Here is a 12,688-nt window from a genome sequence, read left to right on the forward strand (position 1 = left end):
CTTGCGTAGTCAGCCACAAAAGCGTCTAGTCTTGGCATTCTCTGCCACTGATAACCTGATCGGCCATTCACTTATGCCAAACCTGAAACTCGATGCGTTTGACCGCAAGATTCTCGAAGCCCTGCAACGCGACGGCCGCCTGAGCAATGTGCAACTGGCGGATGAGATCGGCCTGTCTGCCTCACCCTGCCTGCGGCGCGTGCGTCTGCTGGAAGAAGCCGGTGTGATTCGGGGTTACCAGGCCACGCTGGACCGTGACGAAGTGGGCCTGGGTATGATGGTGTTCGTTGGCGTGAAGGTGGAGCGGCACAACGACACCGAGGCCAACGCCTTTCGCGAAGCGGTGATGGCCTTGCCCGAGGTGATCTCGGCGTTCCTGGTGTCGGGGGAATCGGACTTTCTGTTGCAGGTGGTGGTGCCGGATCTGCGCGGCTACGAACGATTTGTCACGGGCAGCCTGTTGAAACTGCCGGGGGTGAGGGACATCCGCAGCAACTTCGCGATCCAGACCGTGAAAACCCCAGGCGCTTTGCCGCTGGGGCATTTGCCAGGTTGATGTCTGAGCCCCTGTAGGAGCGTCAGGTCCACCAGTAGCGCACGAGGTGGAAGAAGATGGGGGCGGCGAAGCACACCGAATCCAACCGATCCAACATCCCGCCGTGCCCTTCGATCATATGGCCCCAGTCTTTCACGCCCCGGTCGCGTTTGATCGCTGACATCACGATGCCGCCGGCAAAGCCGAGCAGGTTGATCAGCAGCGCAATCAAGAACGACTGCCACGGGTTGAATGGCGTAGTCCACCACAGTGCCGCGCCGATCAGGGACGACAACAGGATCCCGCCGACAAAGCCTTCCACGGTTTTCGACGGCGACAGGTTGGGCGCGATCTTGTGTTTGCCGAACAACTTCCCACACACGTACTGCAATACGTCCGACAGTTGCACCACGATCACCAGGTAGGCAATCAGCAGCAGGTTGCGGCCTTCGTAGCCGGGAATGTCGAGGGTGAGCAGGGCGGGTACGAAAGACACGCAGAACACCGCGATCATCAGGCCCCATTGCACCTTCGACGCGCGTTCCAGGAAGTGCGTGCTGTCGCCACCCAGCGAAGCGAGGATCGGCAGCAGCAGGAACACGTACACCGGGATGAAGATCGAGAACAGCCCGTACCAGTCTGAATAGATCAGCAGGTATTGCAGCGGCAGCGCCAGGTAGAACGCGGCGACCAGCGCCGGGTAGTCGCTGCGGCGGGTGGGCGTAAGGGTGAGGAATTCACGCAGGGCGTAGAAGGACACCGCGTAGAACAGCAGGATCACCGCGCCGGTGCCGAGCCAGAAGGCGATGCCGATGACTACCACCATGACCCACCAGGCGTTGATGCGGGCGTTGAGGTTGTCGATGACGGCGTTTGGGCTGCCACGGGTGCGTAGCTTGAGGATCAGGCCGATCAGCGAGGCGAGCACCAGGATCGCGCCGATGCCGCCGAACAACATCAGGGTTTGGCTATCCATGTCAGACATGCTCCGGGGCAAGGGCGAGCAGGGCGTCGCGGGTGCGGGCGAGGAACAGCGTTTTTTCTTCGCCTTCTTCCAATTGCAGCGGCGCGCCGAAGCTGGTGGTGCACAGCAGGGGCAGCGGCAGTACGCGGCCCTTGGGCATGACCCGATTTAGGTTGGCGATCCACACGGGGATCAATTCGGCCTGTGGGTAACTTTTCGCCAAGTGATACAAGCCACTTTTGAACGGCAGCAAACCGTCTTCGAGGTTGCGCGTGCCTTCCGGGAAGATGATCAAGGAGTCGCCGCCTTCGAGCGCGGACAGCATGGGCTGCAGTGGGTTATCCACAGGGTCCTTGCGTTCGCGGTCGATCAGCACGCCGTTGAACACCCGGTTGATGATGTAGCGACGCAAGGCGCTTTTATTCCAGTAATCGCTGCCGGCCACCGGGCGCGTGAATTTGCGCAGGTTCTGCGGCAACGAGGCCCACAGCAACACGAAATCACCGTGGCTGCTGTGGTTGGCGAAGTAGATGCGTTGCACCGGCACCGGCGCGCACCCCAGCCACAGGCTGCGGGCACCGGTGACAGTGCGGGCCATGGAGGTAATCAGCGTGGCGACCACGGGTTCGAACATGGGAATTCCTTATCCGGCGAAAGGCAGCCAAGGGCTGGCGAGGATCACGCCCAGGGTCAGCAGCGCTTGCGCGCCCAGCAGCCAGGCTTGTTTGCGCAACAGTTTAAGGGCGCCGCGACGGCGTTCGGTCCAGGGCCGGCCAATGCGCTTGGCCGATTGCAGGCCAAGGGTTTGCAGGGCCTGGTCAAGGTCCGGGGTGCGGTCGATGTCGCGGGCCAGCAGGGCGAACAGGTCGGCGTCGAAGGCCACGCGCAACGCCCAGTATTTTTGCAGCAGCCCCAGAATAATCATCCACAGGCTGAGCAGCAGGCAGATGGTTGAAATACTCGCCATCAGCAACTGGGCGAGGCCAAATAACACACCGGCCACGGTCAGGCCTGTGGATAACTGATCCAGTGAACGGCCACGGCGCAGCAGGCTGGCGACCACCTGGAGTTCCATATCAGCGGGCATGGGGCAAACCCTCCAACGCTTGACGATGAGCAGGATGCAGGACCACATGGGCCCGCGCTGTACGAATAATAGCCAGCGCCTGGTCCACCGTGGCGGCGCGCCCGCTGTGCAGCAGCCAGGCGGCGACCGCGGTGGCGCTGCGTGAGTAGCCAAGGGCGCAGCACACCAGCACCGGGCCGCTTGAACGCAGACGCTCGATGGCCTCGGCGGCTTGCTGGCATTCGGTGGGTGTCGGAGCGATCAGGTCAAGCACGGGGATGCTTTGATACGCGCGACCCTGTGGATTAATTGGCAACTCGGCACAGAGGTCGACGATGGCGTTGAATGAATCCTGCTCTTTCGCACTGGGAATCCGTCCAAGCCACACGTTATCCACAATCAGGTCCGGCTGTGGGTGTTTGCGTGTCCACAGGCGCGAATTTATCCACGCCCCGGCCAGGTAAGGTGCATACAGCCAACGCGCCGCGGGTGTGAGCCGGCCATCGGTGCGTTTCTGAAAGCCCGACGCGCCGAGCACTAGGTAATTCACCTTGATCAGGCCCAGGGACACCGCCGGCCAGAGCAGCCATAACCAGCCGCCGCCCAGGGAAAATGCGAGTACTGCCAGTGCCAACGCCCCCAGGCCGTAGCGCAGACCCAAGCGCCAGCGCTTCGAATCCCGGGTAAGCCGTGCATTCAGCAATGGGCTTGGATGTTCCACCGGCCACAACCACACACACAGCCAACCGGCGAGAGCGCCTGTGGGTAAGTCGATAAAGTGATGTTGATAAGTGGTCAGCACCGAAATGCCGATCAAGGCGAACCAGCCATGCACCAGCCAGCGCCATAACCCTTGGGTGTGGCGCTGATACATGACCCACAGGATCACCAGCAGCGCGATATGCAACGAAGGCGCCTGGTTGAACGGTTTGTCGAACCCCGCCAGCACGGCAAACAGCCAGCCGAACACGCCATCCAGTTCCGGCCGCTCGAAGGTGAAGCGCAGCGGCCAGATCAGGAAGCAACTCACGGCGATCACCTGGGCACTCAGCAAGCGCAGCGCATGCTGTTTCAACTCATGCCGGGTGTTGGGCAGCAGCAGGGAAAACCCGTAGAGCAGGTCGATGGACCAATAGGGCACGATGGTCCAGGCCCAGAACGGCATATGGGTTTCCCAGCCGAACACCAGCGTGCCGACGTCGCTGCGTTGGCTGGTCACCCACGTGGCAAAGCCGTAAGTGCTGAAGAACAGTGGCGCCAACAGCAGCAGCCACAGGACCGCGGGTTTCAACAAACCGGGTTCGCGCATGCTCAGATCTTCTGTGCCAGGGACACGGTGAAAATGCCCCATTCATCCACACGCTGGGCGATCTTGCGGAAACCGGCAGCTTCCACCAACTGATCCATTTCCGCTTGGCTACGGCGGCGCATGACCCAGGCCTGCCCCTGGCGGTGGCTGGTCAGCGCACGGGCGATCAGCTCCAGTTGCGGGTGCCATGGCTGGCCGGTGTAGACCAGATAGCCACCAGGTTCCACGGCTTCAGCGAGGCCCGCCAGTGAATTGCCAACCATGCCGTTATCGGCAAACAACTCATACAGTCCGGACACCACCGCCAGCGTCGGCTTGGGTTCCAGCGCCGCCAGATCCAAACGGTCGAATGCATCGCCTTTGACGAACTGCGCAATGTCCCCCAGGCCTTTCTCGCGAATCAGCGCGCCACCGTCGCGCACGTTGATGTCGCTGTAGTCGCGCAGCAGGATCGATTCCGGCAGCGGCGACACGCCCTGCAAGGCTTCCAGAATGTAGCGGCCATGACCGGCGGCGATATCCACGATACGGATTTCGCGACCCTCCCCACGCAACTTCGCCATTGCCAGGCGCAGGAGCTCTTCGACGTTCAACTTGCGTTGGCGAATGCCACGCCAGCCGATGGAGTTGAGGTAGTTGGTGTCGATCATCCGCCCCAGCCCGCCCTTGCCGGTAGGTGTATTGCGGTACACGTAGTCCAGGGTGCTGCCGGAGTCGAAGCCGGTGTCGAAGCCCAGCTTTACGCCGTCCGACAGGCTCTTGCCCAGGCCCATGCTGGCGCGGGTCATGCGCCAGTACAGGTCGCGCAAGGAGTTGCGCGGCAGGGGGGCGGCGAGGGCTTCGGACTCGGCACAGGTGGCGCCCAGCTTGTCGGCATCCAACAGTGATGCACGGTCCAGCGGGTGTTCGAAATTTTGCAGGATGAAACGCCGGGCGCTGTTCACGGCGGTGGCGCGGTCGCGTTCGCCCAGGGTGTCGTGGAAGAAACCGGGGAGGATGTGCAGCTCTTTTTTCAGGCTCCCAAGGCGGTCGAAAAATTGCTGCTGGGGTTTGCGGTGCACCACAAAGTCCGAACCCGAGATCAGCAGCTGCGTCGGCACCTGGATCGCCTGGGCATCGGCGACAACCCGGTCGGCCGCTTCGTAGAGGCCGAGCAGCACATTGACCGATATCGCCTTGGTGATCAGCGGGTCGCTGTCATAGGACGCGACCCGCTCCGGGTCATGGCTGAGGAACTTGGCCTTGACGTAACTATTGACGAAAAAGTTGCCACGGAACTTGCGCATCAACGCCAGGCCTGGCCGCGCAAAAGGCACGTAGAGCTTGACCTTGAAAGCGGGGGAAGCGAGCACCAGCGCGCGGATTTTCGGCGCGTAATCGTGCACCCAAGTCGCGGCAATCACCGCGCCAACGCTTTGCGCGATGACCGCGAAGTTCTCTTCCTCGATGCCATAGGTGGCGCCGATGTGGTCACAGAAGGTCTGCACATCACGGGCGCTGGTGGCGAAGCTGGGGCTGTCACCGCGTTCGCCGGGGGACTGGCCGTGGCCACGGGCGTCCCACGCGAAAAAGTCGAAGTGCGGCAGGTTCAGTTCATCCACCAGGTGGGCGATACGCCCCGAATGCTCATGGCCGCGATGGAACAGCACGATAGCCTGGCGCGGCCCGTCGCTCTGCGTGGCCGGCCAGTGCCGGTAGAAAAGCTCGACGCCGTCATGGGTGCTGAAGGTGTGCTGTTGCTGTTCGCGCATTGCAAAGTCCTTATGCAGAAGGGGAGGTTTCTGGTTGTTCTCTGAGGCCCTGACGCACCCGATTGACCATGGTGTAAGCGAGCAGGGCGGCCACCAGCCACATCACCGTGTCGACCCAGCCCGCGCCCAGCCAGCCCAGCGCCACGCCGGTGGCCAGTACGCCGAGTACGAACGCGCGATCGCTTTTGCCCATCGGCCCGTCATAGCGCCGTGATGCGCCCACCATCGGCCCCAGCACGCCGGCGTATTCGCTGAACACCGCCAACAACGCCACCAGCAGCACCGGCGCCAGGCTCACGCCGGGGATCAGCGCGAACGGCAGGATCAGCGCACTGTCGGCGATCACATCACACAGTTCATTCAGGTAGGCACCCAGGCGCGACTGCTGGCCGAATTCCCGGGCGAGCATGCCGTCGATGGCGTTGAGAGCCATGCGCAGGATCATCCACAGCGGGATCAGGGCAAACAGCCACAGGTGTTGGGCGAAGCCGGCGATCAGCAGGCCGACCAGCAAGGAAATCACGCCGGCCAGCACGGTGATCTGGTTGGCGGTGGTGCCATTGTCATAGAGGCGCTGCACAAGAGGGCGCAGCAGGTTTTGAAAACGCGGCTTGAGCTGATAGATCGAAATCATGGGAGGTGACGCTTCCTTGTCCGTGGACCCGCGAAAAACTGTTCTGGAGTGTGCCGATTAATCGTGGCCTGCACCAGTGATGGCGCGTGTTTCTGGGGGTTTAGTCACGGTCTGCTCTTAAGCAAACAAAAATTTCACGCCGTGTGTTATATCGTAACTAATTGTGTACAAGCGGACGTAAGTGGATGCGAGTGGATCTGGAAGCTGACGGCGCTTCAGCGCAAGGCCTTCCGCGTTTTCAACAGGGGCTGTTCCATGCGCGCCGAGTGCGCCAGGCCGGTATCAGCCTGACGGTGCTGGCCATTGCCGGCTGGGTGCTGGCGTTGTTTGTCGCGTTGTTTGCGCCGCTGTCGATCTGGCCGGTGGTATTGATTAACTGCGCGTCGGCGTTGCTGCTGCTGGTGGCCGGATTGCAATCGGCGTGGTGGGTGGCGGATTGGCGCGCCCAGGCGTTGGAAGAACCGTTGGTTCAGCTACCGGTTGAAGACGCGAGCCGTTACGCGCGTCTTGTGGAGCGCTTTGGCCAACAGATTGGCACGCCAGTGTTGTGGCTGGGGGGGTGGTCGTTGCTGGCGCTGGTCAGCATTGTCGAGTTCTGGAACCTGGCCTTGCCCGCCGCACCGGTCGGTCAATCGGCAAGCGTTGGAGCCGCGCTCGCGTTGGGATTGGCGTTTGGTTTGCTGGTGTTTGAACGCCGCCTGGCCCAGGAGACCGCCGCGCAATGGCCGGAAGCGTCGCAACTGGCGCAATTGAGCCGGGTAGCGATTATTTGCCTGGTGGTCAGTGCGGTGTGCCTGCTCTTTGCCGGTGCGAACGCCGTCTGGCCCCTAAGGTTGGCCGTAGGGATCGGCTTGCTGCCAGCACTGGTCTCGCTGGAGTTTCTATTAAGAGCGGTGCTGTCCCTGTTCAGCCCGCGCGAGCCACGCCTCGAGCCCCGGCTGATGGCGCAAAGCTTTATCGCCGGGCTGCTGCGCTGGCCGCCGCAACCCTTGCTCGCGCTGCAGCATGAATTGCACAACCGCTTTGGCATCGACCTGCGCCAGATCTGGGCGTTTACTTACATGCGTCGGGCGTTCCTGCCGGTGTTGCTGGTGGTGTTGGCGGTAGGCTGGACGCTGACCGGCGTGCACGAAGTGCCCCTGCAAGGCCGTGGGATCTATGAACGTTTTGGCAAGCCGGTACAGGTCTTCGGCCCAGGCCTGCATGCGGGATTGCCGTGGCCATTGGGCCGCGTCATCAACGTGGAAAACGGCGTAGTGCATGAACTGGCCACCAGTGTCAGTGAAGCGGCCACGCCGGAACTGGCCCCTGCCGAAGGCCCGGCGCCGTTGATTGCCAACCGTTTGTGGGACGCCAGCCATGTGAATGACAAGTCTCAGGTGATCGCCAGCAGCAGCGGCGACAAACAGAGCTTCCAGATCGTCAATATGGATGTGCGTTTCGTCTACCGCATCGGCCTTACCGATCAGGCCGCGCTCGCCGCCACCTATAACAGCGCGGACGTAACAACCCTGCTCCGCAGCACCGCCAGCCGCATCCTCGTGCATGACTTTGCCTCGCGCACCCTCGACGAATTGCTCGGTGAACAACGCACCCGCCTGGCTGACGAAATCGGCCGCGCCGTACAGGCCGATCTGCAAAAACTCGACAGCGGCGTGGAAATCCTCGCCACGGTGGTGGAGGCGATCCACCCTCCGGCCGGTGCCGCCAACGCTTACCACGGTGTGCAGGCTGCACAGATCGGCGCCCAGGCCCTGATCTCCCGCGAACGCGGCGCGGCCAGCGAACAAACCAACCAGGCGTTGCTGCAAGCCAGCACCGCCCGCGACCAGGCCACGGCCACAGCCCGCGAAGTGAACGCGGGCGCGCAAGCGGCCAACCTGCGCTTCGCCGCCGAACAAAAGGCCTACGCCACGGCGGGGCAGGCGTTCGTGCTGGAACAGTACCTGGGCCAACTCAGCCAGGGCCTGGCCCACGCCAAGCTGCTTATTCTGGATCATCGCCTGGGTGCCGACGGCGCGCCGACGATCGATCTACGTTCTTTTACCTTGCCGGCCGATCCTTCGGTGCCGCGTAAAGCCGTTCAATAAGGAGTCGGTCTGTTGAGCGCTCATTCTCACGATCACGGTCATCATCACGGCCATCACCACCACCATCATCACGGTGATGAACAGGCTGCCGGCCCGTTCCCCTGGCGGCGTATGACCTGGGCGCTGTTGCTGGTGCTGTTTGCAGTCGCCGCCGCCAGCCTGGTGCAAGTGCGATCCGGCGAAGCTACGGTGATCACGCGTTTCGGCAACCCATCGCGGGTGCTGCTGGAACCTGGCCTGGGCTGGCGCTGGCCGGCGCCGTTCGAAGCGGCGATCCCGGTCGATTTGCGCCTGCGCACCACTTCCAGCGGCTTGCAGGATGTGGGCACCCGCGACGGCCTGCGCATCATCGTGCAGGCGTACGTGGCGTGGCAGGTACAGGGCGACGCGGACAACGTGCAGCGCTTCATGCGTGCGGTGCAGAACCAGCCGGATGAAGCGGCGCGGCAGATTCGTACCTTCGTGGGTTCGGCGCTGGAAACCACGGCGGCGAGCTTCGACCTGTCCAGCTTGATCAACACCGACGCCAGCCAGGTGCGTATCGCTGATTTCGAAGCACAGTTGCGCCAGCAGATTGATCAACAATTGCTCACTACCTACGGTGTGCGCGTGGCCCAGGTCGGCATTGAACGCCTGACCCTGCCGTCGGTGACCCTCACCGCCACCGTCGACCGCATGCGTGCCGAGCGTGAAACCATTGCCACCGAACGCACCGCCGTGGGCAAGCGTGAAGCTGCGCAGATCCGCTCCGCCGCCGAGCGTGATGCGCGGATTGTGCAGGCCGATGCCACGGTGAAGGCCGCCGATATCGAGGCCCAGTCGCGGGTCGAAGCGGCGCAGATTTATGCTCGCGCTTACGCCGGTAATCCGCAGCTTTACAACCTGCTGCGGTCCCTGGACACCTTGGGCACGGTTGTCACACCGGGCACCAAGATCATCCTGCGCACCGACGCCGCACCGTTTCGCGCCTTGGTGGACGGGCCAAAGGATGTCCAGCCATGACCGAGCGTGACACCCCGGACAGCCCATGGATCCAGGCCGGGCGCCTGGCCTTCCTGGCGTTGTACGCGGTGACTGTATTGGCGGCGCTGGCCTGGGCGTTTTCCAATGTGCGTCAGATTGACCCGCAGAACCGCGCGGTAGTCCTGCATTTCGGCGCGCTCGACCGTATCCAGAATGCCGGGTTGTTGGTGGCGTGGCCGCAGCCGTTCGAGCAAGTGGTACTGCTGCCGGCTGCTGACCGCGTGATCGAACGCCGCGTGGAGAACCTGCTGCGCTCCGACGCAGCGATCCAGGCCGACCGTGTGGCCAGTTTCGCGACGCCATTGAGTGATGCGTTGGCCGGTTCCGGTTACCTGCTGACGGGCGATGCCGGTGTGGTGCAACTGGATGTGCGGGTGTTCTACAAGGTCACCGAGCCCTATGCGTTTGTGTTGCAGGGCGATCATGTGCTGCCGGCCCTGGATCGGGTGGTGACGCGCAGCGCGGTAGCCCTCACAGCGGCGCGGGACTTGGATACTATTTTGGTCGCGCGCCCCGAGTTGATCGGCACCGACAACGGCGCCGCTGAACGCCGTGAGCGGTTGCGCGGCGACTTGGTGCAAGGCATCAATAAACGCCTTACGGAGTTGGCGTCCACTGGTTTGGGGCTGGGCATCGAAGTGACCCGTGTCGACGTGCAATCGAGCCTGCCGGGCCCGGCGGTGAATGCGTTCAACGCCGTGCTGACTGCCAGCCAGCAAGCCGACAAGGCCGTGGCCAATGCGCGCACCGACGCGGAAAAACTCACCCAGACAGCGACCCAGCAGGCCGACCGCCTGGTGCAAGTCGCCCACGCCCAGGCCAGCGAACGTCTGGCCAATGCCCAGGCGCAAACCGCGACCGTTGTTAGCCTGGCCCAAGTGAAAGACCCGGGCCTGTTGCTGCGCCTGTACCGCGAGCGCTTGCCGAAGATTCTCGGCCAGGCCGGTGCCGTGACCACGGTGGATCCGAAAGACGACTCCCGCTTGATCATTCAGGGAGCCGAACAATGAGCGCACCCATGCTGACCTCCGCCGAGCAGCGCAGCGCTGCCCGGCAATTGACCCTGGCGATGCTGGCCCTGGGTTTGCTGGTACTGGGCCTGGCATGGCGCTGGCTGGCGCCGGACCAATCCGGCGTGAGCCAACTCCTGCTGGGCGTCGCGTCGTTGCTGGTGGCCGTGCCGGTGATGCGTTCGGCCTGGTACAGCCTGCGGTTTCCCAGCCTGCATGGCATCACCGACCAACTGATCGCCCTGGCCATGCTCGGCGCCTGGGCGACGGGCGATCTGCTGACTGCCGCGTTGTTGCCGATCATCATGATCTTCGGTCACGTACTGGAGGAGCGCAGCGTGATCGGCTCCCAGGAAGCGATCCACGCGTTGGGCAAGCTGACTCGCAGCCATGCGCGGTTGGTACAGGCGGATGGCAGCATTGTCGAAGTGGATAACGGCACGCTGAACACCGGCGATGTCGTCGAAGTGCGGGCCGGTGATCGGGTGCCGGCAGATGGCGTGGTGCTGTCGGGCCAGGCGAGCCTGGATACGGCGCCGATTACCGGTGAGTCGGTGCCGTTGGAAGCCAGTGTGGGCGTGCAGGTGTTTGGTGGGGCGATCAATCTCGACGGCCTGCTGCGCCTGCAAGTGACCCGCACGGGTAATGAGTCCACGTTGGGCAAAGTCATCGCGTTGATGCAGAACGCCGAGCGGTCCAAGCCACCGATTACGCGGCTGCTGGAACGCTATGCCGGCAGCTATATGGTGCTGGTGTTGCTACTGGCGGCGGTGACCTGGTTCGTGACCAACGACGCCCAGGCGATGCTCGCCGTGTTGGTGGCGGCGTGCCCGTGCGCGTTGGTGCTGTCGGCACCAGCCACCGCGATCGCCGGGATAGCCGTCGCGGCGCGGCATGGAATCCTGATTCGCAGCTCCGCGTTCCTGGAGGAACTGGCGGACCTGACCTCATTGGTGGTCGATAAGACCGGGACGCTGACCTTCGGCACCTTGCGCCTGCACTCCATCGAAACCACTGCGCCGGATCGGCAGGTGCTGCTCAACCTGGCGGCCAGTCTCGGCTCCGCCAGCAGCCATCCGGTCAGTCGGGCGTTGGCGGGTTTGGCAACACAGGAACAGCTGTTGGTGTTGACGGATATTCGTGAGCGTCAGGGCTTGGGGGTAGTGGCGCAGACTGATCGGGGTGAAGCGGCCTTGGGTCGGCCGGAATTGTTTGAGCAACTGGGTATCACCACCACCGCCGTGCCGAATCACGATGGCCCCATCGCCGGGCTGGCGCTGAACGGGCAGTTTCTCGCCTGGTTGCTGCTGGCCGACAGCGTCAAGCCGGAGGCACGCCAGGCTCTGCAAGAGTTGCGTGACCTTGGCCTCGGTCGCCAACTGCTGCTCACCGGCGATCGCCAAAGCGTGGCCAACAGCCTGGCGCTGGAGGTAGGCATCAGCGATGTCGAAGCCCAGGCCTTGCCCGAAGACAAGCTCAACCGCGTGTTGGGTGAGATCAGCAACGGCTTCCGCCCGATGGTGGTGGGCGACGGCATCAACGACTCCCTGGCGCTCAAGGCCGGTGTGGTTGGCGTGGCCATGGGCGCGGGTGGGGCGGATATTGCCCTGGCGTCTGCGGACGTGGTGCTGATCGGCAGCGACTTGCGACGCCTGGGCACGTGTGTGCGCTTGAGTCGCCAGTGTCGGCAGACTTTGCAGGTCAACGTGATCATCGGCCTGGGCTGGACCTTGGCCATTGTCGTGTTCGCCGCTTTCGGCTGGTTGGGTGCGGCGGGCGCCATGATTGCAGCGGTGTTGCATAACCTCAGCACTTTGCTGGTACTGGGAAACGCGGGGCGGTTACTGCGCTTTCAGGAACCGCTTTTGAAGCTTGAAGAGTAATTTCAGAAATATTTGCACACCGCTGTAACGCCGATGAGGGGCCTCACTCTAGTGGTGTGTCGAGACTGAACAACCCGTTCGGACCGACACCCCTACGATCATGAGGAATACAACAATGAACATCAAATCCGCTGCTGCCGGTGCCGCTCTCGCAATGGCCGCCGCTACCCTGTTCGCCGGTGTTGTCACTCAGGCTCAAGCCGCCGACACCGCCGTTCACTGCTACGGCATCAACGCGTGCAAAGGCCAGAACGATTGCAAAACCAAGGACCACGCCTGTAAAGGCCAGGGTTCTTGCAAAGGCCAGGGCTTCAAGGCGATGGCCAGTGCCGATGCCTGCACCAAGGCTGGCGGCAAAGTCGGCGAATAACCGACAGCTCAGTGCACCCGCAGCGGTCGCCCCCACCGCTGCGGACACTTTCC

At 63.0% G+C, this 12,688-nt stretch carries 12 protein-coding genes; 6 read left to right on the top strand and 6 right to left on the bottom strand.

Going from position 1 to position 12,688, the window contains the following annotated elements:
- The first annotated feature begins 82 nt into the window (after positions 1-82).
- Positions 83-556 carry an Lrp/AsnC family transcriptional regulator gene (locus AB4O08_RS12660; protein WP_029529034.1) on the top strand — a complete coding sequence of 158 codons (474 nt, stop codon included), beginning with the start codon at positions 83-85 and terminating at the stop codon, positions 554-556.
- 22 nt (positions 557-578) lie between these two features.
- Here AB4O08_RS12660 and AB4O08_RS12665 read toward each other — a convergent pair whose 3' ends face one another.
- The 6 genes from AB4O08_RS12665 to AB4O08_RS12690 are packed head-to-tail and all read right to left on the bottom strand — an operon-like array spanning position 579 to position 6,259.
- On the bottom strand, positions 579-1,511 hold the full coding sequence (locus AB4O08_RS12665; RefSeq protein ID WP_010207670.1) for a phosphatidate cytidylyltransferase: 933 nt from the start codon (positions 1,509-1,511) through the stop codon (positions 579-581).
- A 1-nt stretch (position 1,512) separates the two neighbouring features.
- Positions 1,513-2,133: a lysophospholipid acyltransferase family protein gene (locus AB4O08_RS12670; protein ID WP_021491443.1), complete on the bottom strand. Its 621-nt coding sequence runs from the start codon at positions 2,131-2,133 to the stop codon at positions 1,513-1,515.
- A 9-nt stretch (positions 2,134-2,142) separates the two neighbouring features.
- On the bottom strand, positions 2,143-2,586 hold the full coding sequence (locus AB4O08_RS12675) for a hypothetical protein (RefSeq protein ID WP_021491444.1): 444 nt from the start codon (positions 2,584-2,586) through the stop codon (positions 2,143-2,145).
- Positions 2,576-3,874 carry a phosphatase PAP2/dual specificity phosphatase family protein gene (locus AB4O08_RS12680; protein ID WP_045791477.1) on the bottom strand — a complete coding sequence of 433 codons (1,299 nt, stop codon included), beginning with the start codon at positions 3,872-3,874 and terminating at the stop codon, positions 2,576-2,578. The genes AB4O08_RS12675 and AB4O08_RS12680 overlap by 11 nt, the downstream gene beginning before the upstream one ends.
- Positions 3,875-3,876: 2 nt before the next feature.
- The gene (locus AB4O08_RS12685; RefSeq protein WP_252959566.1) at positions 3,877-5,625 is read right to left on the bottom strand and encodes a bifunctional alpha/beta hydrolase/class I SAM-dependent methyltransferase; all 1,749 of its coding nucleotides are present in this window, start codon (positions 5,623-5,625) and stop codon (positions 3,877-3,879) included.
- Positions 5,626-5,635: 10 nt separating this feature from the next.
- On the bottom strand, positions 5,636-6,259 hold the full coding sequence (locus tag AB4O08_RS12690; protein ID WP_045791479.1) for a CDP-alcohol phosphatidyltransferase family protein: 624 nt from the start codon (positions 6,257-6,259) through the stop codon (positions 5,636-5,638).
- Between the two features lie 185 nt (positions 6,260-6,444).
- Here AB4O08_RS12690 and hflK (AB4O08_RS12695) point away from each other — a divergent pair, with 185 nt between their 5' ends.
- From hflK (AB4O08_RS12695) to bufA2, 5 genes are all read left to right on the top strand, one after another.
- Positions 6,445-8,349 carry a protease modulator HflK gene (gene hflK / locus AB4O08_RS12695; RefSeq protein WP_021491447.1) on the top strand — a complete coding sequence of 635 codons (1,905 nt, stop codon included), beginning with the start codon at positions 6,445-6,447 and terminating at the stop codon, positions 8,347-8,349.
- Between the two features lie 12 nt (positions 8,350-8,361).
- On the top strand, positions 8,362-9,351 hold the full coding sequence (gene hflC, locus AB4O08_RS12700; RefSeq protein WP_031290624.1) for a protease modulator HflC: 990 nt from the start codon (positions 8,362-8,364) through the stop codon (positions 9,349-9,351).
- Positions 9,348-10,382, top strand: coding sequence for a protease modulator HflK (gene hflK, locus AB4O08_RS12705; RefSeq protein WP_021491449.1), 1,035 nt, complete (start codon positions 9,348-9,350; stop codon positions 10,380-10,382). The genes hflC and hflK (AB4O08_RS12705) overlap by 4 nt, the downstream gene beginning before the upstream one ends.
- On the top strand, positions 10,379-12,265 hold the full coding sequence (locus tag AB4O08_RS12710) for a cation-translocating P-type ATPase (protein WP_021491450.1): 1,887 nt from the start codon (positions 10,379-10,381) through the stop codon (positions 12,263-12,265). The genes hflK (AB4O08_RS12705) and AB4O08_RS12710 overlap by 4 nt, the downstream gene beginning before the upstream one ends.
- A gap of 115 nt (positions 12,266-12,380) precedes the next feature.
- Positions 12,381-12,635 carry a BufA2 family periplasmic bufferin-type metallophore gene (bufA2, locus tag AB4O08_RS12715; RefSeq protein WP_010207657.1) on the top strand — a complete coding sequence of 85 codons (255 nt, stop codon included), beginning with the start codon at positions 12,381-12,383 and terminating at the stop codon, positions 12,633-12,635.
- Positions 12,636-12,688 lie beyond the last annotated feature (53 nt).

It is taken from the genome of Pseudomonas sp. H3_E07 (assembly GCF_054668895.1).